The following is a 24832-nucleotide window of genomic DNA, read 5'->3' on the forward strand; positions in this document are numbered from 1 at the left end:
TAATTTGTTTGTTAAAATAATTATTCGCTAAATTTGAGCATTAAAATAACCCTAATTAATCATCAGCCTATAGTATAAAACTACTTTTTAGAGAAAATTCTCCATTTTAATTAAAAACTAAAAAGTATAACTATGGCTAATACACAACTTCCAGACGCATTATTGGTTCAGGATTATGTTGCAGGTAATGAAGATGCCTTAGCTTCATTAATCAAAAGACACGAATCAAAAATTTATGGTTTTATATATTCTAAAATCTCTGATAGAGATACATCGAATGATATTTTTCAAGATACCTTTATTAAGGTAATAAGAACCTTAAAATCAAATTCCTATAATGAAGAAGGAAAGTTCTTACCATGGGTAATGAGAATTTCTCATAATCTTATTGTTGATCATTATCGGAAAAATAAAAAAATGCCGATGTTTAGAGAAACGGAAGAATTTTCTATTTTTTCAATAATGTCTGATGATTCTCTTACAATTGAAAACAAAATAATATCGGAACAGGTCGAAATGGATTTGAAAAAACTTATCGAAGAACTTCCTATAGATCAAAAAGAAGTTTTGGTCATGAGAATGTATCAAGATATGAGTTTTAAAGAAATTTCTGAAACAACTGGAGTCAGTATCAATACTGCTTTAGGAAGAATGCGTTATGCATTAATGAATTTAAGAAAAGTTATAGATAAACATCAAATTGTTTTGACTAATTAATAATAAATCGAAACTTGCTGCGTTGTAATATAAAAACAAATTTATTACAATATGGCAAAAATTTACTCCAAAAAATCATTAGTCACTAAGAAGATGAAGCCCGAGAAAGAAATCGTTTCTTTTTTATTGAATTATTCAAAAGCGTTGAGCATAATAAAAATAGAAGATAAAAGTTTCGAAATTATAGCTAATTAAAAACAGTCAATTTAAGTATTGGATGGTATTGTATTGAAAAAAATCAAGGTTCTGTTTTTTAGGACTTGAATAACCAGATTCCACTAATTTTATTTTAAAATTAGTGGAATCTCCTATTTAGAGGAGGAGTTCTGTTTTTTGTAGTAGTCATCTAAAACTGTCTTCCTTCCAATTGTTTTGGTGATAATGTCTTTTTCTAAATCCCAACCTCGAGCTGGTGAATATTCCCGTCCATACCAAATGATTTGTAAATGCAGATCATTCCATAATTCCTCTGGGAAAATGCGTTTTGCATCCTTCTCCGTTTGAACCACATTTTTCCCATTAGTCAAATTCCACCGATACATTAATCGATGAATATGCGTATCAACGGGAAATGCAGGAACTCCAAAAGCCTGAGACATCACCACGCTTGCGGTTTTATGTCCCACAGCCGGTAATTCTTCTAAATATTCAAAACTCTGCGGGACTTTTCCGCCGTGTTTATCAATTAAAATATGGGATAAACCATGAATACCTTTCGATTTCATTGGCGACAAGCCACAAGGTCGTATGATTTCCTTAATCTCTTCCACTGACATTTTAATCATATCATACGGATTATCCGCTTTGGCAAAAAGTAAAGGTGTAATTTGATTCACGCGAACATCCGTGCATTGTGCCGAAAGTAAAACCGCAATCAGTAAAGTATAAGGATCTTTATGGTCTAGCGGAATAGGAATCGTTGGGTACAATTCTTTTAACGTATTTATAACAAATGTTACACGTTCCTGTTTATTCATTTTTGTATTTTTATAAAGAGTAAAAATAGTATAATTTCTATTAGGTGCCTAATCCAGTTTTGCGTTACAATCCCGAAACTTCGGGACTCATTTTTATAGCTTTTTTTCTAAGTAATTGCAAGAGCTTCCTTTGGTCGATTTGCTATTACAAGAAAAAAATAGTTATAAAAATTCCGGGGTTTTCACTTCACCCTGGGGCATTTAGAATAGAAACAAGAAGTAAATTGCTAGAATTACACAAAAATAAAAAATTAAGAATTTAACAAACAAAAAATCTAAATAATGACAACATTAAAAAAAGGAGATAAAGCACCCAATTTTTCTGGTCTGGATCAAGACGGAAAAGCACATCAATTAGCCGATTATAAAGGGAAAAAATTGGTCGTTTTCTTTTATCCAAAAGCCGATACACCGGGATGCACTGCCGAAGCCTGTGATCTAAGAGATAATTTTGAGCGTTTCAAAGCCAATAATTATGAGCTTCTGGGTGTAAGTGCCGATGCGCAAAAAGCCCAGGCAAAGTTCAAAGAAAAATATGATTTCCCTTTTCCATTATTGGCAGATGAAGATAAATCTGTAATTCAAGCTTTTGGAGTTTGGGGTCCAAAGAAATTTATGGGAAAAGAATATGATGGGATTCACAGAACCACATTTGTAATCGATGAAAACGGAATTATTGATGAGGTAATTTCTGATGTAAAAACCAAAGCGCATGCTGCACAGATATTGAAGTAAGTGTTCAGTCTCAGATAACAGATTTTAGACACAATTATCAGAATTTGAAGATAAAGTAAAAGCCAAAAAAGGATAAATCATCTCTTTCTTGGCTTTTTTGTTTGATTAAAATATCGAATTCAATATTTCTGATAACTGCTATCTGAAATCTGAATACTATTCACTAATTACTTTCTTTCAACACTTTACTTGGGTCATACCCAAAAAGGTGATGTTCCTTGATTATTTCAGCAATACCGGAAGGAAGCATAGTTTCCCATCCTGGTTTTCCTTGGCTTATCATGTTAAGTACTTCACGAGAGAATACCTCCAGAATATTAGGGTCATAATCTACAATATCGACAACTTTACCATTGAATTTGAAGAATTTGTACAATTCTTTCATTCTAGGATGCACTTTCAAATTATCTGAAGTAATAATTTCACCGTTTTCGCCAATCATTGGATATAAAAAGACTTTCATATCACGGTAAAATAATTTTCCGAAAGCTTCCAGAATTCCACCACTTAAATGACGATAGTATTTTTCATCAAAAATATCAACCAAATTATTTACACCCATTGCTAATCCCATTCGGGCTTTGGTGTAATTGGCAAAATACTCGACCACTTTATAATATTCTTGGAAATTAGAGATCATCACCGTTTGTCCCAACGAACAAAGTAATTCGGCGCGATCCATAAAATCTCTTTCGTCTATTTCACCATCAGATCGTAAATTCGAAAGTGTAATTTCAAAAACAACAAGTGTATTATCAACTTCCACTTTATTCTCATTCAGAAACATTTTCAATGATTTCTCATACATGTCCATGTTTACTTTAGTAACCGGACGGAAACTACCTCTAAAAGCAAGAATGTTTTTTTTGTATAATATGGCTGCAGGAAGTATGTTTTTTCCATCTGGATTAAACATAACCGCATCGGTCATTCCATTTTTAACCAGCTGTAAACTCATCAAACGATTATCTACATCTGCAAAACGTGGTCCTGAGAAATTAATAGTGTCTATTTCTAGCTGATCTTTATCTAAATGGTCGTATAAATAACGCAACAAACGTTTAGGGTCATTGTATTTGTAGTATGCACCATAAATTAAATTTACGCCAAGAATACCAAGTGTTTCTTGTTGTAAGCGGACATCAGTTTCTTTAAAACGAATGTGAATAATAATTTCATTATAATCCTCATCCGGTTCAATTTGATAGCGAATACCAACCCAACCATGTCCTTTAAACTGTTTGGCAAAGTCTATTGTAGCAACTGTATTGGCATAGCTGAAAAACATTTTATTGGGATGTTTTTCTCGACTTAAACGTTCTTCGATTAATTGTCCTTCAAAGGTGAGCATTTTTTTAAGTCGGCTTTCCGTTACATAACGGCCGTCTTTTTCTATACCATATACGGCATCACTAAAATCTTTGTCATAGGCCGACATTGCTTTTGCAATAGTACCTGAAGAACCACCCGATCTAAAAAAATGTCTTACGGTTTCTTGTCCAGCACCAATTTCTGCGAAAGTTCCGTAAATATTTTCATTCAAATTGATACGAAGTGCCTTGTCTTTTATGGAAGGAATTTGCTCGATGACTTTGTCACCTTTTAATTTTATTTCAGTACCCATTTTGTTTTAAATATGGCTAATATGTTACAAAGTTAATTAAATAGGTTTCTAATGAAAGATAATTAACCCTATTTTTGTAAAAAAATCTAATTGAATTGAAGGTATATTTTTTAGGCACCGGTACATCACAAGGAATTCCCGTTATAGGGAGTAATCATCCAGTATGTAAAAGTACTGATTTTAAGGATAAAAGGCTACGGGTTTCAGTTTGGGTTTCTTGGGAAAATCATTCTTTCGTAATCGATTGCGGACCTGATTTTAGACAACAAATGCTTTTTTCAAATTGCCAAAAAGTAGACGGAATCTTATTTACCCATGAACATTCCGATCATACCGCTGGTTTGGATGATATTCGTCCGTTTAATTTTAAACAAGGTGAGATTCCAATTTATGCGCATCAAAGGGTAATTGATAATCTAAAAAAACGTTTCGATTATGTTTTTGAAACCATAAACAGATACCCAGGAGCACCTTGTGTAAAAACGATTGAAGTAATCAATAATCAGCCATTTTCTATTGGTGATAAAACTGCCATTCCTATAGATGTGATGCATGCGGGTCTCCAGGTTTTTGGTTATAGAATAGATGATTTTGCCTATTTGACGGATGTGAAAACAATTGAAGATGCTGAAATAGAAAAATTAAAAAATCTAAAGGTATTGGTGATAAATGCTTTGCGTGAAGAATCTCATTTTGCGCATTTCAATTTGCAGGAAGCATTAGATTTTATAACTTTGGTTCAGCCTAAAAAAGCCTATATTACTCACATCAGTCATATTCTTGGTTTTCATGAGGAAGTACAAAAAAGACTTCCGGAAAACGTTTTCCTTGCATATGATAATCTGGAAATTACAATTTAATCAGTCTTAAAATGAAAAAATCATTATTGCTTTACGCTTTTATTCTAGCTTTACTATTTAATGTTTACACTTATATGTTTTTGAGTAAGGAAGTAACTTTTGAACAGGATAGATATAAAAAGGTAACTACAAAGTTGAAAGACAGTTTGAATTCGGTTAAAAATAAATTAGTGGACGCCAACTATTTTTCTTTGGAAAAAAATGAAAATGCCCAAAACTATTTTGAATCTTCAAACTCAGGAAAGATAATTCAATATGAAAAATTAATTCCTTTTGTAACCGAGAAATTATTGGATTATAATTCAAATCCTAATGGAAATCCTTATGTAGGTCAGGATAAAATTGGGGCTAATAAATTCATCATTAATAAAGTTAAAATTCTAAACCATCGATGGATTATTGCTGATTTTAGTGATGGTGAAATTTGGGGAGAAGTATTATTGAAATACTTTGTCAACGATGATGATAGCATTACGTTTGAAGTAAATCAATCATTATTGTATCAAAAATAAAGTATATTTCAGTCGCAGTTCTTAGTTCACTGCGACTGAAAACTGAATATTAATTTTCAAGAAGCCAATTCTTGAAATCATAAAAATTTTGTGGTGCTACGCCATGACCTACAGGATATTCTTTATAGGTGGATTTTATACCTAATTTCTCCAAAAATGGTTTTGTTTTTCGAGCCCACTCTACAGGAATTACCTGATCTGCAGTTCCATGTGAATGGAATATTTTAAGTTTTGTAAAATCATTTCTCAGATAATTTTCTTCTAAAATTGGTTCGCTGACATAGCCACTCAACGCAACTACTCTTTGAATTTTATCAGGATGCGATAATGCTATTGCATAGCTTAGTATAGAACCTTGACTGAAGCCAACCAAAGTAATATTTTTAGAATCAATAGGATAAGTTTGAATTAATTCATCAATAAATTGAGCTATTAAATCCCTTGATACTTTGGCTTGCCCGTGATCTGAAAATTTGTTCTCATCTGCATCAAAGTTTATCGCATACCAAGCATAACTGCCGTATTGCATGTTATAAGGTGCCCGTGCTGAAATAATGTAATATTCTTCCGGAAGTTCGGTTGCAAAAGAAAATAAGTCTTCCTCATTGCTGCCATACCCGTGCAGTAAAAGTAAAAGGGGGTTTTTGTCTAATTTTATTTTGGGGTCTCGTATTTTATATTCTAAAGATAAATTCATTTAATTATGAGATGTTTTTAAGCCATTTTTGAAAATAAGTACCTAATAAAGGAACTGGTTTTGTTTCGCCTTTTATAGCACTGAAAATACCGTATGACCATAATACGGACACGAAAATCCACATAGGAGCTGAAATCATTAAACTGTCAAAATTACTGATTATTAATCCTAATGATATAAAAGTTAAAGTGAGTCCCAATCCTTGGCGAATATGAAAGGAAGCAAACGCATTTTTATTTTCGGCATTCATGGACATCGCTATAAATACGCCAATTCCTAAAATATAGCTTGTTATTGCGGCTGTCTTTCCTTCTTCAATATTATTATTCATATTATTATACTAGAATTAATTTTCCTTGATTCAAAATCCCGTGAACTTTACCCTTAATTTCTGTTCCCAGAAAAGCAGAGTTTTTTGATTTCGATAGAATTGATGATTTTGTAAAAATGCTTTTTGGTTCCGGGTTGAATAGGGTAATATTAGCTTTTGAACCTTCATTAATGGTTTGTACATCAATACCAAATGTCGATTTTCCCGCTGTCAATTTCTCTATCACTGTTTCTAATGGTAATACCGTCATTAAAGCGCCAAAAGCACTTTCTAAACCGATTGTTCCATTTTTTGCAGTATCAAACTCCATTTTTTTATGCTCAATGTCAATTGGGTTATGGTCGGATGTGATCATATCAATCGTTCCGTCTTTTATTCCTTTCAACAAAGCTTTTCTATCCGTTTCTGTTCTGAGCGGTGGTGAAACTTTATATCTGGTATCGAATCCTTCCAGTTTCTCATCGGTTAAAACCAAATGATGAACGGCAACACTACAAGTAACATTTAATCCATTGGCTTTCGCTTCTTTGATTAATTGAACTGATTTTTTTGTCGAAAGAGTTGGAATGTGTAGTTTTCCTCCAGTATATTCTAATAGAAATAAATTTCTTGCAATTTGTAATTCTTCGGCAAGATTTGGAATTCCTTTTAAGCCTAATCGCGTAGAAATAACACCTTCATTAGCTGCTCCGTTTCCTTTTATATTTTCGTCTTGAGCAAATGCAATGACCAATCCATCAAAATCCTGAACGTATTGTAAGGCGATTTTTAGCAAATTGGCATTGTCCAGACTTTTATTGTAATCTCCAAAAGCAATTGCACCCGCTTTTTTCATATCATACAATTCGGCCATGTCTTTTCCTTCGCTTTGTTTTGTCAGCGCCCCTATAGGAAAAAGTTGTGTGGCGAATCCATGCGCTTTGTTTACCACAAAATTCACTTGGGATTGATTGTCAATAATAGGGAAGGAGTTAGGTTGTAATGCTATTGCGGTAAAACCGCTTTTGGCAGCTACAGCAAGTCCGTTTGATATCGTTTCTCTATCTTCAAAACCAGGTTCACCAAGCGAAACGCTGCTGTCAAACCAGCCTTGCGATACGTGCAAATTATCGAGTTTAACTTCGTCTGCCTTTTCTAAATTAGGAAGAGATCTTCCTATTTTTTTTATAAAACCATCAACAATTAAAATATCTACTGTCTTGTTATGAAAAGGACTTTTCGAATCGATAATTTTTGCTTCTCTGATGATTATATTCATATGTAGCTTTTTTATTGTTTTCTAAATGGGCATATGTAATTTGCATAAAACGTCATCGTTGTTGTATCGAATTTTCGTTTTGCTCATTTCATAATGATTGTTTAATTATTTGAACGTCGTCTTTATTTTACGAATCTTATAATTGCTATTTCTGATATTAGAAATAACAGTGTAAAGATAACAAACCATTTCCAAATTTGATTATCGGTCCTGTCAGTTTGTAAAGTGTCAAAAAATGATGTTATGGATTCCGTTGTTTTATAGTCAGAGAGAATGTTTTCATTGGCTGTAGCCAAATTACTTTCGGTTCTATTGTAATTGAAACTGATGTTTTCTAACCACTCTTTTTTATTGTAAATGCTGTAATTTCCAGCTTGTTCCGGATAATCATTGAAAATTATTTTCACTTTATTATTCAGAATTTGTTGGATAGGAATAAATTGTTCCTCTGAACCTTTAACAGTTAAAATGTCGTCTTTGTTTAAAGAAGCGTCTGTTAAATGCGGATTATTATTTCCTATTATCAAAGCATTGATGCCATTGTTTTGATTGTTCATCGCCATTTTATAAAAAGTAGGCACAATCAATGGAGATTGTTGGAAATTTGAATTTACCGTATTAATTGGTGCCGAGAAAACATAAACAGCAGCAACCGAATTTGCTAATGAAGTCAAGAAAATACTTTGGTCTTCATAGGATAGAGCGGCTGGACTTGAGCTGGATAAACCAAACGAATTTTTTGTTTTTGGATATTGAAAATTGGTAACTTTATTTTCGAAAACAGTATTGAATATAGGATGATTAAAATTGATTTTAATAATCAGTTTTTCTTTATTATCTAAAGCGTTGAATTTTAGGTTTCCAAAATTCATCAAAAATGAATTCATATTTGGAACCGAAGCCACTGCCGAAGGAATCACAATTAAATTCCCTCCTTTTTCCACAAAAGATTTTAAAGTGGTTTGGAGCGCTTGTGGAATTTCATCCAATTCATTTAAAATAATCGCATTTTGCTCTTCCAATTTATTGTAATCCAGTGAGCCTAAAGTGTAATTATTGAAATTGAATTCTTCATTGGTATAAATTCGGGAAAGAAAGTTGCTTTTTTCTGGTTCACCAATGCTGATAACATTCGTTTTCTTCGTTTTTGAAATGCTAAAATATAAAGTGTTGTCATAACTTAAGCCATTGTCAACAATGGATACGTAACCATGAAAGACTTGTTTTGGAATCGTAAAATTGAGGCTTTTTTTCTTTGGTTCTAAAGCTACTATCGTCTTCGCAATAAGCTTGTTGTCATTATATAAAGAAATAGGAATTGGATTAAAATCTTCGCCATAACCGGATAATTGCACACTAATTTCATAAAAATTATCGAGTGTTTTATTGATGAAAACGCTGTCGATGGAAACGTTGTTTTTTTGTTCTGCTTTCGGAATTATGAATTGGGGAGAGTCAGTTGCGTCACTGTTTTTTAATTGTTTTTCATCAAGTCCTACGGCATCCGTAATGATAACAATGTCTTTTTTAAAATCCGATTTATGCGCTTTTATTTTTGCCATTGTATTATCCAACTGAAAAGGCGCAGCACTATATTTAAGGTTTTGTAACGAACTTCGAACCGACTTTATATCTGTATTCCAATAATTTTCGGAATTGGTGAGCAAAGAGAAATTTACATTTTCAGGTGTTTCTTCCAGTAATTCCTGAATAGCTCGTTTTAACAATTCCCCTTTTTTGCCTTTGGCTTGCATACTAAAGGAATTATCCAAGATTATATACAATTCATTAGTGGCATTTTTACTGTCTTTTGAATCGAAAAAAGGCTGCGCAAATGCTAGAATAATACAAGTGAGTAATAATAAACGACAGGTGAGAAGCAGCCATTTCTTAATTTTGGAGCTTTTTCTGGTTTGTATCGAAAGTGCTTTTAAGAAACGAACGTTAGTGAAATGTTCTTTTTTGAAACGACGTAATTGAAATAAATGAACCAAAATAGGTACAATCAATACGAATAGAAAGTATAAAATTTCGGGATGTTTAAAATGCATTTTGATTTCAAGTTTACTTCACTGGATTTTATTTTCAATGGAGTTCATTGAATTTAGTAGTCAAAAATACAAATTAGTTGACAGTTTTGTTTGAAGTTGCTATAATTTTTCAAAGGAACAAACAATTGGCATTGATTATAAAATATTTATGTATTTTAGCTTTTCAATAAAATTTAAAAACATGAAAAATTCATATGTTGTTCTTTTTTTAATTTTCATTTTTACAAGCGTGCAAGCACAAAAAAATAAATTTAATTTGCTAATTGGAACCTACACCAATAGCTGCGAAAGTAAAGGAATTTACACCTATGATTTTGATACAAATACTGGAGGTTTTAATCTTAAAAGTGCTACTGAAAATATTGTAAATCCAAGTTATTTGACCGTTTCCAAAAATAATAATTATGTTTATTCAGTAAATGAAAATGGTCCCGAAAGTACGGTAAGCTCTTTTGGTTATAATCCTTCAAGTGGAAAATTAAGCTTAATCAATAAACAAAGTTCCAAAGGAGCTGATCCTTGTTGTATTATTAATGATGATAAAAATGTAATTGTTGCCAATTATTCTGGTGGGAACATTGCAGTTTTTGGTAAAAATAGCGATGGAAGCATTGCTGAAGCTAAGCAAGTGGTACAGCACTACGGAAAAGGAGTTAATGCGCAAAGACAAGAAGGTCCTCACGTCCACATGGTTCATTTTTCTCCGGATAGAAAGTTTATTTTATCTAATGATTTAGGGAATGATAAAGTGTATTCGTATCAATACAATCCAAATGCTGCAACTGAAATTTTGAAAATTAAAGATAGTGTTGCAGTAAAATCAGGAAGTGGGCCAAGACATTTAACGTTTAGTAATGACGGAAAATTTGTTTATTTATTGCAAGAATTAGACGGAGCATTAACGGTTTTTAGTTATTCAAACGGAATATTAAAAAAAATAGACGAAACCACCATTTTAGCAAAAGATTTCAAAGGAACTTTCAGTTCTGCAGATATTCATATTTCACCGGACGGAAAATTTTTATATGCTACAAATAGGGGTGAAGCGAATACTATTTCGATCTTTAAAATTCTAAAAAATGGAAAATTGCAATCGAAAGGACAAAGGAGTACTTTAGGAAAAGGGCCTAGAAATTTTGCTATTGATCCCACTGGGAAATTTCTTTTGGTAGCGCATCAATATACGAATGATGTGGTCATTTTTAAAAGAAATGCAACCACGGGAGTGCTAACGGATACAGGAAAAAGAATCGCTTTGTGTTCTCCGGTTTGTTTAGTTTTCACAAAGAATTAAATTAAAATTCATAGCATTGAAAAATAAAAAAGGCTAAAAAATGATTGTCATTTTTTAGCCTTTTTAAATCTATTATTTATTCTTGTCTTTTCTCTTTTTGTCTCTGGTTTTTAGCATATTTCTATTGACAGAGCCATGCGTTTTTTTCTTGGTTACACCAGGCCCGCCCAAATTGACTTTCTTATTCTTTTTACTTTTCTCTTGAAAAGCACCGTCACCTTCCAATTTTTGTTTTTTCATCATAAACTTAATCGGTTGTCTCTCTTTTTCAGGTTCGATTAATTTCGATGAAACTTCAACTGTTTCTGGGAAAGGCTCAATTTCTAATTCCATATTCATCAACACTTCCACTTCCACTTTAGATTCTTCTTCACGAGGCGTGATAAGACTTATTGCGGTTCCTGTTGCATCGGCACGACCGGTTCTACCAATTCTATGCATATACAATTCGGGCATTTCAGGCATTTCAAAGTTGACAACGTGGGTGATATTTGAAATATCCAAACCTCTTGCCATAATATCTGTGGTGATCAAACCACGTAAATTTCCTTCTTGGAATGAAGCCATCGTACTTAAACGATAATTTTGTGATTTATTAGAGTGAATCACTCCAAACTGACCTTCAAAATCTTCTTCTATACGTTCGTGAACCATATCTGAAATCTTCTTGTTGTTTACAAAAACCAGAACACGACTCATGTCTTCATTGTTTTGCAATAAGTGTTTTAGAAGGTTTATTTTGGTGTTAAAATTGGGAACTTTATAGGTAATTTGTTTGATGTTTTCCAATGGTGTTCCTGATGCTGAAAGCGTAACTTCTTCTGGGTAATCAAAATAGTCATTCAAAATAGCATCTACGTCATCGGTCATAGTTGCCGAAAAAAGTATGTTTTGACGTTTTTTAGGCATCATAGCCAAAATAGCAGTCAATTGGGTACGGAAACCTAAATTAAGCATTTCGTCAAACTCATCGATTACCAATTTTTGCATTTCTTCAAAACGAATCACATTGTCCAGTGTTAAATCCATGATTCTTCCTGGAGTTCCCACGAGTATGTCACAACCTTTATAAACGGTTGTTTTTTGAGTATTAATGTTGACACCTCCAAATATACCAACGGTACGAACCGACATGTATTTTGTCAATTTTTCTACTTCTTCCACTACTTGCACTACAAGCTCACGTGTAGGAACCAGAATTACTATTTTAGGGGTATGTCCCGGAGTAAATTTATATAATTTTAATAAAGGCAATAGGTATGCAAATGTTTTACCAGTACCGGTTTGCGCAATTCCCATCATATCTCTTCCAGACATTATCACAGAAAAAGTTTTTTCCTGAATGGGAGTTGGAGAAGTAAATCCTAAATCATCTATTGCTTTTTGTACAGATTTAGGGAGATTGAATTGTTCGAAAGTACTCATTTGCTTAAATTTTGTGCAAAGATAGTCTTTTTGAAAGGAATGTTAAGTTTTGATACTAAACTTCAATAATCTACCCTTTATTTGAATCTTATTTCCCACGATAAATTAAGTGAATAAATCCAAAAGTATTTGCCTGGGTCAAATATTATTTCTTGGTGAGTAACTGCAAATTGAGTTCCCCAAGCATTTTGTTTATTTGACGAAGAAAAATAATATCCCAAATTAATTTTTTGCGACTTTAAATTTATGATTGAGGCTTCATTTTGATTAAAATTAAACTGATTTGTTTCCGGTGAAAATCCAATTCCTAATGAAAGTCCTAAATAATTATCGGCATCGCTACGGTATTTGCGATATGCAATAGTTCCAGAGCTGCTGGTTCCGGTACCACCAGGCGTTATATAAGGGCGAAATGACCAATAGCTATTTCCATAATACCAACCTACAGAGCCGGTATATATAGTTGTGGTGGTACTGTACATTAAAGTTCGGAACCCTAAGGAAACTTCAAAGCTTTTAGGTAAAGATTTGTATAGTTCTGCACCAAATCTAACATCTGGAAACAGAAAAGAATTTGACAAACCAACATTAACATAGGCATAAAATCCTTTTGAAATTTTTGGGTATAAATCGACTTCATACTGTAACCCATTTTCCTTGAATCTTCTATTGAAATTTACTTTCGCTATTATACTTCCGTATTTTGTTTGTCGGCCATATTTAAAAGTATGATATTGCATTGGATCAAATACGTCCGAATACAAATCAACAGTTGAATTAATTCCAATAGAATTTTGGCTTAGTATTTTATTTAAACTGACTTTATAATCTTTGGCTTTTTTATCATCCGGATTTTTATCCAATATAAATTGAACTGTATTTAATGCTTCTATTGGATTGTTTGTGTTTTCTTGAGCACTTGCTTTTAAATACAATATTTCCGCATCGTCAGGAAATTTTTTCAAAGCTTCATTTGTCATTTCTAAAGCCGCAAATGGCATATTTGCCGAGGACTCATTTTTTATTGCTGCTATCCAGTTACTCTTATTTTTAACATCTCTTTCTAAGACATAAGCAAACTCTTTTCGTGCTTTTTTATATTCTTCATCCCAAGAATAGGTTGTTGCCAAAAAAGAACGGATTTCGTGATAATCTGGATATTTAGTTAGAATAGAAAGCAAAGTGTCCTGCGCCTGTTTGCGTTGTTTATTAAAAGCTAAATTACGGGCTATCTCAAAGGAAGCATCCGGATCTCCATTGTATTTCTTTTCTTGACCTGACATTTCAAAGGCAAGTAAAAATGTCCAGATACAAATGAGTTTTATGACTATTTTTGAAATCATTTTTTTAGGGATTTTTTTAAAATTTGGTAATTATTATTCTCAGGATATATTTTTATAAGGCTGTCGATAGTTTTATTAGCCTGATTTTTATTTTTCATCCTTTCATAGGCTTGTGCCAATTTATAACCTAATTCGGCATCGTTGATTTGATTTGCTAATCCTTTTTTACCAATTTCAATTGCTTTTTTATTCTGTTTTGACCACAAATAGACATCCATTATTGCTAAATAAGAATCAGCATAAAAGGGAGTCCTGTTTATGACTTCCAGTAATTCTATTTCCGCATTTTTATAATCACTATCCCAAGCTAATGTTCTGCCTTTCAAAGTTCTTACGTCACCATTATTAGGAAGTTCATTCAAGATATAATTACATAATAATCTCACTTTTTCATGCTCTTTTTTTAATGCTAAATCTCTTGCGAGAAAGAAAATTTGACCAGAATTTAATCCTTTTGTTAATTTTTTTATTAGTGAAAGTTGCTCAGGTGTAAAGACATAAGTTGGTTTTTTAAAGCTGGCAGCGGTACTGGTAATTTTATTTTTGGTGGTTAAGTAAGCATTTAATTTTTTATAATCATTAAAAGAACCTGTTATCGTTTCCATCATGTCGTTGTCTGCTTCACTAAGATTGAAATTTTCATCAATTTTAAAAAGGCTGCCATCTGAATAAAAATAGTCCTTATAAATATAGTCATTAATGCTGCCTTTGTATCTCATCAATGGAATGTTGTGGATATTTCTAAATTCTCTAACGGTATCCAAACCTTGACCTATCCAAGTCGTTTTTTCTAATTTATTGAATGTATAATTATTCGTTAAAAAGGAAACTAAACTTGGCGTTACATCACTATGTGAAGAAATGGATTTAAATTTAGCAGTTTTCTTCAACATAGGGCTGTAAATATAAAAAGGAACATGAAAACGGGATAAATTGTCTTTTTGGGGAACTGGAATTAACCTGTGATCTCCCGTGATTATAAAAATAGTATTCTCATAATCGGGTCTTTTAGAATAAGCTTTCATGAAACTTTGGATCGAATTATCGGTATAAAGAAGACAGGCAAATATATCTTTATATTCACTCATCTTGTTTTTTTCAAAATAAGATTTGGTATTTAAAATTCGTTCGACCCTTTGTAAGTACCCTTTTTTAGAAGGGAAATCAAAAGGTTCGTGATTGGTAAGTGTCATTATGATATCCAATCGAGGTTCCTTTTTATCTTTTAATTCAGATAATGTTTTTCGGTATATTTCAGCATCAGGATAACCCCAGGAAAATCCGCCTGAATTTTCCTTTGTCTTAACATACCCGGGACCGAATTTGTCGATATCAATGATTTTATCGATACCGTTATATTCTAGGAAATTACTTTTTCTATCAAATGTTGATTCATCTCCAGAATAATAAGCGGTAGTATAACCGTTTGATTTTAGAATGCTGATTAATGAATTATGTTTAGGAATTGGATTCAATTCCATAAATCCATTTTCTCCAAACGGCAACGAACCCATTAAAGAAGGTAGTGCGCCAAATGTTCGTCCGGCATTACTCACGAAATTTTCCCAATAAAGCGATTTTGTTGCCAATGAGTCTAAGTAAGGAGTAAACCCTTTGTATTCACCATTATAAGTGAAATCGCTCCCAAGTCCTTCCATAATAATAAAAACGACATTTGGTTTTTCTTTTTGAATATTGAAAAATGGAGCCAATACATCTTTCGTGCTTTCGGATGCTTTTTCCAGAGGAAATTCTTTCTTGAAAGTCAGATTACCTTCAGAAGCCAAAGCTTTATCATTTTCAGCTCTTATAATGTCACTCAACAAGAAATTTAATTTGTTTTGAGAAGCAATTTTCTTTGTATTGGCAATTACAAAAGTTAAACTCCCAAAAAGGAATATAATTAAAAGTGAAATTTTGGTATTGATTTTATGTCCAAATGAATTGAATAGCCAAATCAATCCCAGATAAACAATTGGTAGTACTATAAACGGTAAAAACATCAAAAATGATATAGATAAAGATGCAGTTACAGTCGTGTACATGTCACTCAAAGAATAACCTAAAAGATCTGCTCCAAGATTGATATGAGTGGTAAGGCTGTATCCTATCAATGCAAGTTGGATGATTGCGATAATTGAGAATAGTACTTTAATAACAATTATTCCTAAAGGATTTTTAATGTATTTTAATAATAAATACAGCGGAAAAAACAATAATCCGATTAGTAATCCCGTAAAAAAATCATTTAATAATTTATAGGTAAATAACTGTATATCAAAATTTTTGAATAATTCGATTAAGCTTAATAGACAAAAAATAATTATCAATGAAATGGTAGCATAAATATATTCTAAACTGTTATAGTAAGAGAATTTTTCTTTCATTTGGATGTTTTATAGTATTAGGCTTTGGTCATTCCTTTTCGTGTCATAGTTCCCCATTCTATTTTTTTGTAAAAATAGTAGTCTATATTTCCTTTAATGGCTGAATATAGGATATATGGATGATTAACAAAAGGTTCTAGGAAAGCTATCATTATTAATTTAAAGCCTATAGACTTCTTTTTATATTGATGATAAGTAAGTTCCTCTGAAACAATTGCAACTATAGAAAATAGAACCGAAAATAAATAGGCTAAAATAACAAATGCAAATGTATAATCCCATCTTACTTCATTAAGAACTGTAAGAATTCCAAAATAAATTATACCGGCAACTTCTATAACTGGAGCCATTCTTTCGAAAAAGAACCAATACGGATAGCTGAGAAGTCCCAAGGATTTATATTTTGGATTAAACCCTATTTTGCGGTGTTTTTTAAGTGTTTCGATAGTTCCACGAGTCCATCTGTTTCTTTGGGAAATAAATGTTTTATAATTGTCTGGAGCTTCTGTCCAGCATAGTGGGTCAGGAATATAAGCTACTTTATATTTTTGTTTCTCATCTTCCATATATCTTCTCATCCGCACAATAATTTCCATATCTTCCCCTACGGTATTTGTATCGTAACCGCCCACTTTAATGGCTATTTTTTTATCAAATAAACCAAACGCACCTGAAATCACTAACAAACCGTTTAGTCTGCTCCATGCCATTCTTCCTAATAAAAAGGCTCTCAAATATTCTAAAATTTGACCTTGTTCCAGCCATGTTTTAGGAAAGTTTATATCGAGTAATTTACCGTCCTTAACAATGCATGAATTGGCGATTCTTATTACTCCACCAGCTGCAATTACTTTGGCATCGGTTGTTTCCAGAAATGGTTTAATCATTTTTTGAAGTGCATCTTCCAATAACAAACAATCCACATCTATACAAGCAACATATTTGTTTTTACTTATATTCAGTCCCATATTTAAAGCATCAGCTTTTCCTCCGTTTTCTTTGTCAATTACAGTTAATTTATCAAATGCAGGATTTGTAGATTTATAAATGCCTTTTCTTAGTGGTTTTGTTTTAATATGTTCATTGATATGATGGCTTATTTGAATTAGGTCGTAGGCTTCAATAAGTTTGCTTAAACTATCATCTTTACTTCCATCATTTACAATGATAACATCATAATTTACATAATGACTCGATAATAAGGAACGTACGTTTTCAACAATGTTTAAACTTTCATTATAGGCAGGCGCTATAATTGAAATTGAAGGAGAGAAAGTTGAAGATAATATTTCTTTATAATTAACAAAGCTATTTTTCTTTACATATTCAATTGTTTCGATAGCTGAAATTACTGCTAATATAATATAAGATGTAATTGCAACTGCAGAAAAAATAAAAAAGAAATAATGAACGATTGACATTATAATTTGTAAAGTAGTTGTATTCATAGTCAATTGGTTTTAGGCTGTTAACATTTTTTTTAATTCGACCTCGTATAAAGCATATTCTTCAAAATTAATATTCTTCAAGATCCCCATTACAAATAATTTAATTTCAAATTTTTTGTGATGTATATGTTCCAGTAAAAAAGGTTTATCACTATTCTCATACACATTTTCCATCATTTTTAGAAAAGCGATTTGTTCTTCATGACTGCGTTCATTAAAATTATTTTTCAAAATGTTTTTGGCTTCAACGATATTCAAATGGCTTAATGCAGAAATTACATTAACCCTTACGTCTTCACTCTTATGATTTAACAGTTCAATAAGCTCTTCTTTTGCTTCAAATTGATTGTAAACTTTAGCAAGTTTTAAAGTAAAAATGACTACAGAATCATTTGAAGATTTCAACCATGGTCTGATGTCTGCAATTTCTGTGTCATTGTTAAGTTGAAGGACTTCCAACAATTGAATCTGATCCCATTCAGATAAGGAGGTTTCTAAAACATTCAAAAAATCAAGTCCCTTGAAAGCATATAAATGGACCAGGTATAATTGCATTTCTTTACGAACTTCTCTCTTCGGATGGTTGATGTTATTCATTATTATTTTATGAACTCCCTTTATTTTAAATTGTGTAAGTTCTCTAATTCCGATAGCGATAATATCCCATTTTTCATTTCTCAGTTTGGCTAATGAGTAACGTAAAAGCCCCAATTTAATAAAGAGTTTGTCTATAGATTCAGCTATTTCACCAGATATCTCATTTCTTAATTTTAATAATGTTGAAATAATAATTTTTCTTTTAAAAGGATCAGCTACGCATTTTTTTAATTCATTGATAATTAATTGTTGTTCTGAACTAAAGGTATCATCTTCATTTCCGGAATACAAATAGGTTACAAGATAAGATTCATAATCCTCTTGATATTTAGCCTTAATCTTTTCATTCTCCCTTAAATGATTTCTTAAATATTTCAGATACATTATCAGCATTAGAATAATTATGAAAAAAATACTGCTTAAGCCCCATGCCAATTGGATTATTGGTGAAGAGTGTTTTAAAGATTCTAAAAGGTAAAGGTTCTCGTTCATAACTAGATGCTTTAAGTTATTCGTTTGAAATATTAAATCAGCAATCGTTTTACCCTGATTACTAATTCATGTGGACTAAAAGGCTTACTCATAAAATCAGTAGCTCCCAAGTCAAATGCTTTAAGTACGATTTCTTCCTGTCCTGCTGACGAAAAAACGACAATTGGAGTTTGTGTATTCAATTTGTTTCTTACATGACTGATTACTTCTAATCCGCTGACAAAAGGCATCATGATATCGGTTAAAATTAATTCCGGATTGTGCTCTTCTATTAATTCGATTGCTTGCTTTCCGTCCACAGCTATAAGAAGTTTATACCCTTCTTTTTCTAATCTAAATTTCAGTAGCAATGAGAGGACCGAATTATCTTCGGCTAGAACAATTTTTTTAGTGTTATTCATTTGTTTATTGGTTTGAATTAGGTTAATAATTCAGATTTAAAATAGCATAAAATCATTTGTTAATAGCTTCAATGATTTCCATTTTTTACTTTCTTCTAAATTAGATTCGACTTATTTAAAATTTGAATTTTTTATCTGGTTGTTACCCTTTTTAATTCTAAATTTTGTGTTTTTTTAACTCTAATTTATTAGTAATTTTATTAACCAAATGTAATGCAATTTTTTTTTAAAATACTCGACAAAGTGCAAAAAAAACAGATAAAATGCATAAAAACAATTAAAAGTAAGATAAGTATTACGATAATATGTTAAAAAAAGTTGCTCTATATACCTTAATTATATAAAATGGATTTATTATAAAAATTAAAATATTGTTTCAATCAATTTCTTTATTGTTTCTAAAAAAAGGGGATAATCGATTTTTGATTAGGTAAACTTTGGAGTAAAAATTAAAATCCTTCGAAAACGCCCAATCCAAATAATGCGAAGTCATATTTTACTGGATCATTTGCATCAAATTCACGAAGTTTTATATCTAATTCAGCTAATGCTTTTCCATCGTTTTGTTTTCTTGTAAGTAATCCTAATTTCCGTGCTACATTACCGGAATGCACATCCAAAGGACAGGATAAAGAAGCAGGGGAAATACTTTTCCAGATTCCTAAATCGACACCTTTATTGTCTTGGCGCACCATCCATCGTAAAAACATGTTGATTCGTTTCGCTGCCGAATTATTCAAAGGATCCGAAATGTGTTTTTGGGTTCTATACTGATGTGGAATTTCAAAGAATGTCTTTTTGAATTCGTGGATGCTTTTTTGCATCGATTCCAATTCTTGATGTTTGCTGAAAACATTTTCTAAACCGCTATGGTTTTGATAGATGTTTTTTAAGCTTCTTATAAAACTCGCAAAATCCTGTCCATTAAAAGTTCGATGAACAAATGATTCTAATCGTTCCAAATCATTTTCGGAATGCGACATAACAAAATCGTAAGGAGCATTTCCCATCAAACCCATCATTTTATGAGAGTTTTTGATAATCATTTTGCGATTTCCCCAAGCAATTGTAGCACTTAGGAAACCAGCAATTTCAATATCCTCCTTTTGTGAAAACAAATGTGGAATTTGGACAGGATCACTTTCTATGAAGTCGAGTGTATTGTACTGTATAACTTTTTCGTCGAGGAAGGATTTTAATTCGGAGAAATTCATAATTGGGACACGGATGACGCGGATTGAACAGATTTGTGCGGATTTTGTTTTTATCTTAATACTGAGCAACAAACTCTCACAGCTGTTTAATCAGCCTATTTATATTATTTTTGATAGTAAAATAGTAATTATTGAACTTATAGGACTACATAAAACGAATAAAAAATAATCAATTTTTTTGAAATTTTTAAAGTTGGTTAAATAAGCAATTATTATCATTGTAATTATTGATAAAGCAAAATAACAAAGGATGTAAATACCTCCTCCAAGAGCACTTGAAGTATTTTTTGTTTGATTATTTATATCCCGGACAAGATAATTAATTAACAAAAAAAATAGTATCATAAGGGTTCTAAGAAATATCATCGTTCTACTTTTTTGACCACTAAATTACTGCAAACTGAACACTGATTACTGACCACTAATTTGTCCATCAATCATCACTAATTTTCTATCGGCCATATTTGCTAGTTCTTCATTGTGGGTTACAATCACGAAAGTTTGTCCCAATTCATCACGCAATTTAAAAAATAATTGGTGCAGGTTTTCAGCAGATGCAGTATCAAGATTTCCCGAAGGCTCATCGGCAAAAATGATTGCGGGTTTGTTGATTAAAGCTCTTGCCACAGCCACACGTTGCTGTTCCCCGCCGGAAAGTTCATTGGGTTTGTGGTTCAAACGATGGGAAAGACCAAGATAGGTCAAGAGTTTTTCGGCTTCTATTTCTGTTTCCACTTTAGATTTATTGGCAATGAAAGCGGGAATGCAAACATTTTCCAACGCCGTGAATTCAGGTAATAATTGATGAAATTGAAATATAAAACCTAAATTCAAGTTTCTGAATTTAGACAAGGTTTTATCATTCATGGTCAGAATATCTTCATTATTGATACGCAATTCAATTTCGTTTTCGACTGTAGGTTTGTCTAAAGTTCCAAGGATTTGCAAAAGCGTTGTTTTTCCGGCTCCCGAAGCTCCAACGATAGAGACAATTTCCCCTTTTTGAATATGTAAATCAACTCCTTTTAGTACATGTAGTTGGTCGTAATATTTATGTAGATTTTTGGCGTGTATCATTTTGAAACTATTTTCACAAAGAAACAAAGATTTTAATGATTATTAATTGGTTCACAATATATTTTACCTTCACAAATTATAAACTTTAGTTAATATGGAATAATCGCTTCCATTTAATAGATTAAATTTGATTTTAGTTTTTTATTCATTAGAATAGTATCTTTTCATGTTATTCAAGAGTAGAAAGAGTTGTTTTGTCACAAACTAAAGAACTATAAATATGGAAATACAAGAAGGAATGGAAGTTGCCACGTTCGCCGGAGGTTGTTTTTGGTGTACCGAAGCAGTTTTTTTAGAATTAAAAGGAGTGCAACGCGTGGTTTCGGGATATATAGGTGGAGAGACAATTAATCCAACATATAAGGACATTTGTAATGGAGATACGGGTCATGCAGAAGCCATACAAATTACTTTTGATCCCAGTGAAATAAGTTATGGAGAACTGCTGGAAATATTTTTTGCAACGCATGATCCTACTACTTTAAACCGTCAAGGGAATGATATTGGGACACAATACCGAAGCGAAATATTTTACAATAATGAAAATCAGAAAGATTTAGCCGAAGCGTATATTGATTTGATGACGAGAGAAAACACGTTTGGTAAACCAATCGTTACCAAAATTTCACCCGCTTCTATATTTTATGAAGCCGAAGATTACCACCAAAATTATTACAATCAAAACAAATTACAGGGATATTGCAGTTATGTAATTACGCCAAAAGTCGAAAAATTGAAAAAAGTTTATAAAGACAAGCTTAAAAATTAATTGGCATTAGATTTGTATGTTTTTGTAAAAAACAATTCTAAAAATAATGATAGAAAAAGTGCAAGTTGGCAAAACAGATACTAAAAACAGAAATCTTTTTCTGGGGATATTGTTTGATGCGATAGGAATGTTATCGTTTACGGTCCCATTCGTCGGAGAATTTTCGGATGTTGTCTGGGCGCCAATTGCAGGTTATTTAATGACAACAATGTATAAAGGAACTGTAGGGAGGGTAGGAGGAGTATTTACTTTTCTGGAAGAAATCTTACCATTTTCAGATGTTATTCCCACATTTACATTGACATGGATTTATAATTATTGGATAAAAAACAAAAACGACTCATAATTGCTACCGTCTGGACACAAGTTTAAAATAGGACACAGATTAAAAATATTTACAGAGATTTTATGATATTATAAAAAAGATAGCCACGAATTTCACTAATTTACTCTAATTAATTCGTAAAAATTAGTGAAATTCGTGGCTAAAATTTCATCTGAATATTTGTGTCCAGACGGAAGCTTATAATTGAGGCGTTTTTTTATTCTTTAAAAAGAAATCCTAATCCCATTCGTTTTAGCATCTTCTTTTCGAATGCCCAAAAGAATTTAAATTGTCCGAAAATAAATCCTATTAAGACTAAAAGTACTTGGTATAATGGGAAAATCAATAATAATCGGACAGGAGTGAACCAATAGCCTAAATCTGATTTTGTAATTCCCAACCAAAAACAAAAAGGTTTTGATAACCAAGCCGAAGCCGAACCTGTAATTGCAAAAACAATAAATATAATTGTGAGTTGTAAATTGGTTTCAATTCCCCAACGTTTTTTTAAATCGCTCATCTTTATTTATAATGATTACAAATATAGTGACATTATCTTGAGGGAACATGTCCAAAGAGTTTTTGTTTATAGGAATTTTGAAAATAAATCATGTAATTGTAAATTAAATAATTTACTTCATAGCCATAGTCAATGTTAGAATCATAATTAATGGTCATTTCATAAAGATTGGGATTATACCTTTGAGGCTGTAAAACACGACTGTTCCATTCACTAACGTAAAATTGATTTTTGTTTTCCAAATAGAACTGAGAATGGTATCCCCTAGGAAAAGCTCTTGAATGAAGCCAAGTACTAAAGCCTGGGTCGATTATTATGACTTCATATTTAAGCTCATCATTGGCAATTCTGACAGTGTCGTTTTGAGTAATAGTTGATTCGTCTTTACCTGAGATTATAGGTTTAGAAGTAGTACAACCAATAATAAAACAAATAATTAAGAGTAATATGTAAAAACTATTTTTCATGATTAAAAAATGAATTATAAAGTTACAAAAAATAAAAATTTATTTATGATATTTGTTCTAAAAAATTAATTTTCAATGAGTTCTAATAAGGAATGGGCTGTTTGTAAATGGAATATGATTTAGATTAAAAACGAAACGGAATAAAAAAAGGGATTTATTAAACAACGTTAATAAATCCCTTTTCACTATTTAATGCAAAAATACTAGCCTAATAAACCAATAATTTGTTGTGCTAATTCAGTACCAATTCTATCTTGCGCCTCAGCTGTAGCGGCTCCAATATGAGGAGTCATTGAGATTTTATGGTTCATCAAAATAGTCATTTCAGGAGTTGGTTCGTTTTCAAAAACATCCAATCCGGCGAACAATACTTTTCCGCTGTCTAATGCTTTTACTAAAGCAACTTCATCTATAACACCACCGCGAGCACAGTTTACAATACCTACACCATCTTTCATAATAGCCAATTCTTTCTCTCCAATGATGTAACCATCTTGAGCAGGAACGTGTAATGTAATGAAATCAGCTTCTTTGAATAAAGATTCAAGTGATTGAGAAACGATATTTGTTGTGATCGATTGACCGTCAAAAAACTCCACTTTCACATCAACTTTATCAATAAACATATCTGCAGCAATTACTTTCATGCCTAAACCTAATGCCATTTTAGCAGTAGCTTGACCAATACGTCCAATTCCTACTACTCCAAGCGTTTTTCCTCTTAATTCGATTCCATTTGCATATGCTTTTTTCAAACCTTCAAAGTTTGTATCTCCTTCAAGAGGCATATTTCTATTAGAATCATGTAAAAAACGAACACCGGAAAATAAATGAGCGAAAACCAATTCTGCCACTGATTCTGATGAAGAAGCAGGAGTGTTTATTACGTGAATCCCTTTGCTTTTGGCATAATCTACATCAATATTATCCATTCCTACACCGCCACGACCAATAATTTTTAATCCTGGGCAAGCGTCAATAATATCCTTACGTACTTTAGTCGCACTACGCACTAATACTACGCTTACATTGTTTTCATTCACAAAATTGGCTACTTGTTCTTGCGCTACTTTTGTAGTTATAACTTCAAATCCACCTTTTTCTAAAGCTAGAATTCCACTTTTAGAAATTCCATCATTGGCTAATACTTTCATTTTTTATGTCATTGCGAGGAACGAAGCAATCTCATCCTCATATTATTTATTATTTTATTTTTCTGGAGCTATTTCCCGCTATCCGTTACAATCTTTCTAGTCCTGAATTTGTTTCAGGATCCTGAAACAAATTCAGGACTAGAAAGGATTTTCACTG

At 32.0% G+C, this 24832-nt stretch carries 25 protein-coding genes; 8 read left to right on the forward strand and 17 right to left on the reverse strand.

Annotated features, from left to right (window positions below; genetic code table 11):
* The first annotated feature begins 132 nt into the window (after positions 1–132).
* Positions 133–717, forward strand: coding sequence for an RNA polymerase sigma factor (locus tag FNW38_RS06860; protein ID WP_143386403.1), 585 nt, complete (start codon positions 133–135; stop codon positions 715–717).
* Between the two features lie 51 nt (positions 718–768).
* Positions 769–912 carry a hypothetical protein gene (locus FNW38_RS17455; protein ID WP_185963105.1) on the forward strand — a complete coding sequence of 48 codons (144 nt, stop codon included), beginning with the start codon at positions 769–771 and terminating at the stop codon, positions 910–912.
* Positions 913–1025: 113 nt separating this feature from the next.
* Here the strand turns inward: FNW38_RS17455 and FNW38_RS06865 are convergent, their stop codons facing one another.
* Positions 1026–1694: an endonuclease III domain-containing protein gene (locus FNW38_RS06865; protein WP_143386404.1), complete on the reverse strand. Its 669-nt coding sequence runs from the start codon at positions 1692–1694 to the stop codon at positions 1026–1028.
* A 282-nt stretch (positions 1695–1976) separates the two neighbouring features.
* Here FNW38_RS06865 and bcp point away from each other — a divergent pair, with 282 nt between their 5' ends.
* Positions 1977–2429 carry a thioredoxin-dependent thiol peroxidase gene (gene bcp / locus FNW38_RS06870; RefSeq protein WP_144064706.1) on the forward strand — a complete coding sequence of 151 codons (453 nt, stop codon included), beginning with the start codon at positions 1977–1979 and terminating at the stop codon, positions 2427–2429.
* 163 nt (positions 2430–2592) lie between these two features.
* On the opposite strand, the gene FNW38_RS06875 is transcribed toward bcp, so the two are convergent.
* Positions 2593–4053, reverse strand: a complete 1461-nt coding sequence (locus FNW38_RS06875; RefSeq protein ID WP_143386406.1) for a TonB-dependent receptor — start codon at positions 4051–4053, stop codon at positions 2593–2595.
* A 95-nt stretch (positions 4054–4148) separates the two neighbouring features.
* Between FNW38_RS06875 and FNW38_RS06880 the strand changes: the two genes are divergently transcribed.
* A complete protein-coding gene (locus tag FNW38_RS06880) occupies positions 4149–4913 on the forward strand; it encodes an MBL fold metallo-hydrolase (RefSeq protein WP_143386407.1) in 765 nt (254 codons plus the stop codon).
* An 11-nt stretch (positions 4914–4924) separates the two neighbouring features.
* A complete protein-coding gene (locus FNW38_RS06885) occupies positions 4925–5425 on the forward strand; it encodes a hypothetical protein (protein WP_144066658.1) in 501 nt (166 codons plus the stop codon).
* 49 nt (positions 5426–5474) lie between these two features.
* Here FNW38_RS06885 and FNW38_RS06890 read toward each other — a convergent pair whose 3' ends face one another.
* From FNW38_RS06890 to FNW38_RS06905, 4 genes are all read right to left on the reverse strand, one after another.
* Positions 5475–6122 (reverse strand): alpha/beta hydrolase, encoded by a 648-nt coding sequence (locus tag FNW38_RS06890; protein WP_143386409.1) that lies wholly within the window; start codon positions 6120–6122, stop codon positions 5475–5477.
* Between the two features lie 4 nt (positions 6123–6126).
* Positions 6127–6453 (reverse strand): hypothetical protein, encoded by a 327-nt coding sequence (locus tag FNW38_RS06895; RefSeq protein ID WP_143386410.1) that lies wholly within the window; start codon positions 6451–6453, stop codon positions 6127–6129.
* A gap of 4 nt (positions 6454–6457) precedes the next feature.
* A complete protein-coding gene (locus tag FNW38_RS06900) occupies positions 6458–7711 on the reverse strand; it encodes a dihydroorotase (RefSeq protein WP_143386411.1) in 1254 nt (417 codons plus the stop codon).
* A gap of 122 nt (positions 7712–7833) precedes the next feature.
* Positions 7834–9762: a vWA domain-containing protein gene (locus FNW38_RS06905; RefSeq protein WP_144066659.1), complete on the reverse strand. Its 1929-nt coding sequence runs from the start codon at positions 9760–9762 to the stop codon at positions 7834–7836.
* 181 nt (positions 9763–9943) lie between these two features.
* Between FNW38_RS06905 and FNW38_RS06910 the strand changes: the two genes are divergently transcribed.
* Positions 9944–11056 carry a lactonase family protein gene (locus FNW38_RS06910; RefSeq protein WP_144064709.1) on the forward strand — a complete coding sequence of 371 codons (1113 nt, stop codon included), beginning with the start codon at positions 9944–9946 and terminating at the stop codon, positions 11054–11056.
* A gap of 72 nt (positions 11057–11128) precedes the next feature.
* Here the strand turns inward: FNW38_RS06910 and FNW38_RS06915 are convergent, their stop codons facing one another.
* The 8 genes from FNW38_RS06915 to FNW38_RS06950 form a co-directional block, all read right to left on the reverse strand.
* Entirely contained in the window at positions 11129–12481 is a 1353-nt protein-coding gene (locus FNW38_RS06915) for a DEAD/DEAH box helicase (RefSeq protein ID WP_144064710.1), read from the reverse strand.
* Positions 12482–12558: 77 nt separating this feature from the next.
* Positions 12559–13824 carry a YaiO family outer membrane beta-barrel protein gene (locus tag FNW38_RS06920; RefSeq protein ID WP_144064711.1) on the reverse strand — a complete coding sequence of 422 codons (1266 nt, stop codon included), beginning with the start codon at positions 13822–13824 and terminating at the stop codon, positions 12559–12561.
* Positions 13821–16211, reverse strand: coding sequence for an LTA synthase family protein (locus tag FNW38_RS06925; protein ID WP_144064712.1), 2391 nt, complete (start codon positions 16209–16211; stop codon positions 13821–13823). Before FNW38_RS06925 ends, FNW38_RS06920 begins: the two co-directional genes overlap by 4 nt.
* A 17-nt stretch (positions 16212–16228) precedes the next feature.
* Positions 16229–17659 carry a glycosyltransferase family 2 protein gene (locus FNW38_RS06930; RefSeq protein WP_144064713.1) on the reverse strand — a complete coding sequence of 477 codons (1431 nt, stop codon included), beginning with the start codon at positions 17657–17659 and terminating at the stop codon, positions 16229–16231.
* Between the two features lie 12 nt (positions 17660–17671).
* Positions 17672–18748: a HEAT repeat domain-containing protein gene (locus tag FNW38_RS06935; RefSeq protein WP_144064714.1), complete on the reverse strand. Its 1077-nt coding sequence runs from the start codon at positions 18746–18748 to the stop codon at positions 17672–17674.
* A gap of 32 nt (positions 18749–18780) precedes the next feature.
* Positions 18781–19149, reverse strand: coding sequence for a response regulator transcription factor (locus FNW38_RS06940; protein WP_143386420.1), 369 nt, complete (start codon positions 19147–19149; stop codon positions 18781–18783).
* A 449-nt stretch (positions 19150–19598) separates the two neighbouring features.
* Positions 19599–20363, reverse strand: coding sequence for a TIGR02757 family protein (locus FNW38_RS06945; protein WP_143386421.1), 765 nt, complete (start codon positions 20361–20363; stop codon positions 19599–19601).
* A gap of 411 nt (positions 20364–20774) precedes the next feature.
* Complete coding sequence (locus tag FNW38_RS06950) at positions 20775–21440, reverse strand: ABC transporter ATP-binding protein (protein WP_143386422.1); 666 nt, start codon at positions 21438–21440, stop codon at positions 20775–20777.
* A gap of 220 nt (positions 21441–21660) precedes the next feature.
* On the opposite strand from FNW38_RS06950, the gene msrA reads away from it, so the two are divergent.
* Positions 21661–22209: a peptide-methionine (S)-S-oxide reductase MsrA gene (gene msrA / locus FNW38_RS06955; protein ID WP_143386423.1), complete on the forward strand. Its 549-nt coding sequence runs from the start codon at positions 21661–21663 to the stop codon at positions 22207–22209.
* Positions 22210–22255: 46 nt separating this feature from the next.
* A complete protein-coding gene (locus FNW38_RS06960) occupies positions 22256–22555 on the forward strand; it encodes a hypothetical protein (protein WP_143386424.1) in 300 nt (99 codons plus the stop codon).
* Between the two features lie 196 nt (positions 22556–22751).
* Here FNW38_RS06960 and FNW38_RS06965 read toward each other — a convergent pair whose 3' ends face one another.
* From FNW38_RS06965 to FNW38_RS06975, 3 genes are all read right to left on the reverse strand, one after another.
* Positions 22752–23054 carry a DUF6787 family protein gene (locus FNW38_RS06965; protein ID WP_143386425.1) on the reverse strand — a complete coding sequence of 101 codons (303 nt, stop codon included), beginning with the start codon at positions 23052–23054 and terminating at the stop codon, positions 22752–22754.
* Positions 23055–23086: 32 nt separating this feature from the next.
* Positions 23087–23521 carry a DUF6146 family protein gene (locus FNW38_RS06970; protein WP_143386426.1) on the reverse strand — a complete coding sequence of 145 codons (435 nt, stop codon included), beginning with the start codon at positions 23519–23521 and terminating at the stop codon, positions 23087–23089.
* A 203-nt stretch (positions 23522–23724) separates the two neighbouring features.
* On the reverse strand, positions 23725–24675 hold the full coding sequence (locus FNW38_RS06975) for a D-2-hydroxyacid dehydrogenase (protein ID WP_143386427.1): 951 nt from the start codon (positions 24673–24675) through the stop codon (positions 23725–23727).
* Positions 24676–24832 lie beyond the last annotated feature (157 nt).

The sequence above is a fragment of the Flavobacterium gawalongense genome, from assembly GCF_007097265.1.
Taxonomy (GTDB): domain Bacteria; phylum Bacteroidota; class Bacteroidia; order Flavobacteriales; family Flavobacteriaceae; genus Flavobacterium; species Flavobacterium gawalongense.

Coding starts and splice junctions, on each gene's coding strand:
- FNW38_RS06940 (WP_143386420.1), bottom strand. CDS start 19,149: ATGAATAACACTAAAAAAATTGTTCTAGCCGAAGATAATTCGGTCCTC.
- FNW38_RS06925 (WP_144064712.1), bottom strand. CDS start 16,211: ATGAAAGAAAAATTCTCTTACTATAACAGTTTAGAATATATTTATGCT.
- FNW38_RS06865 (WP_143386404.1), bottom strand. CDS start 1,694: ATGAATAAACAGGAACGTGTAACATTTGTTATAAATACGTTAAAAGAA.
- FNW38_RS06885 (WP_144066658.1), top strand. CDS start 4,925: ATGAAAAAATCATTATTGCTTTACGCTTTTATTCTAGCTTTACTATTT.
- FNW38_RS06960 (WP_143386424.1), top strand. CDS start 22,256: ATGATAGAAAAAGTGCAAGTTGGCAAAACAGATACTAAAAACAGAAAT.
- msrA (WP_143386423.1), top strand. CDS start 21,661: ATGGAAATACAAGAAGGAATGGAAGTTGCCACGTTCGCCGGAGGTTGT.
- FNW38_RS06890 (WP_143386409.1), bottom strand. CDS start 6,122: ATGAATTTATCTTTAGAATATAAAATACGAGACCCCAAAATAAAATTA.
- FNW38_RS06970 (WP_143386426.1), bottom strand. CDS start 23,521: ATGAAAAATAGTTTTTACATATTACTCTTAATTATTTGTTTTATTATT.
- FNW38_RS06910 (WP_144064709.1), top strand. CDS start 9,944: ATGAAAAATTCATATGTTGTTCTTTTTTTAATTTTCATTTTTACAAGC.
- FNW38_RS06935 (WP_144064714.1), bottom strand. CDS start 18,748: ATGAACGAGAACCTTTACCTTTTAGAATCTTTAAAACACTCTTCACCA.
- FNW38_RS06900 (WP_143386411.1), bottom strand. CDS start 7,711: ATGAATATAATCATCAGAGAAGCAAAAATTATCGATTCGAAAAGTCCT.
- FNW38_RS06950 (WP_143386422.1), bottom strand. CDS start 21,440: ATGATACACGCCAAAAATCTACATAAATATTACGACCAACTACATGTA.
- FNW38_RS06945 (WP_143386421.1), bottom strand. CDS start 20,363: ATGAATTTCTCCGAATTAAAATCCTTCCTCGACGAAAAAGTTATACAG.
- FNW38_RS06975 (WP_143386427.1), bottom strand. CDS start 24,675: ATGAAAGTATTAGCCAATGATGGAATTTCTAAAAGTGGAATTCTAGCT.
- bcp (WP_144064706.1), top strand. CDS start 1,977: ATGACAACATTAAAAAAAGGAGATAAAGCACCCAATTTTTCTGGTCTG.
- FNW38_RS06875 (WP_143386406.1), bottom strand. CDS start 4,053: ATGGGTACTGAAATAAAATTAAAAGGTGACAAAGTCATCGAGCAAATT.
- FNW38_RS06860 (WP_143386403.1), top strand. CDS start 133: ATGGCTAATACACAACTTCCAGACGCATTATTGGTTCAGGATTATGTT.
- FNW38_RS06965 (WP_143386425.1), bottom strand. CDS start 23,054: ATGAGCGATTTAAAAAAACGTTGGGGAATTGAAACCAATTTACAACTC.
- FNW38_RS06915 (WP_144064710.1), bottom strand. CDS start 12,481: ATGAGTACTTTCGAACAATTCAATCTCCCTAAATCTGTACAAAAAGCA.
- FNW38_RS17455 (WP_185963105.1), top strand. CDS start 769: ATGGCAAAAATTTACTCCAAAAAATCATTAGTCACTAAGAAGATGAAG.
- FNW38_RS06930 (WP_144064713.1), bottom strand. CDS start 17,659: ATGAATACAACTACTTTACAAATTATAATGTCAATCGTTCATTATTTC.
- FNW38_RS06920 (WP_144064711.1), bottom strand. CDS start 13,824: ATGATTTCAAAAATAGTCATAAAACTCATTTGTATCTGGACATTTTTA.
- FNW38_RS06905 (WP_144066659.1), bottom strand. CDS start 9,762: ATGCATTTTAAACATCCCGAAATTTTATACTTTCTATTCGTATTGATT.
- FNW38_RS06895 (WP_143386410.1), bottom strand. CDS start 6,453: ATGAATAATAATATTGAAGAAGGAAAGACAGCCGCAATAACAAGCTAT.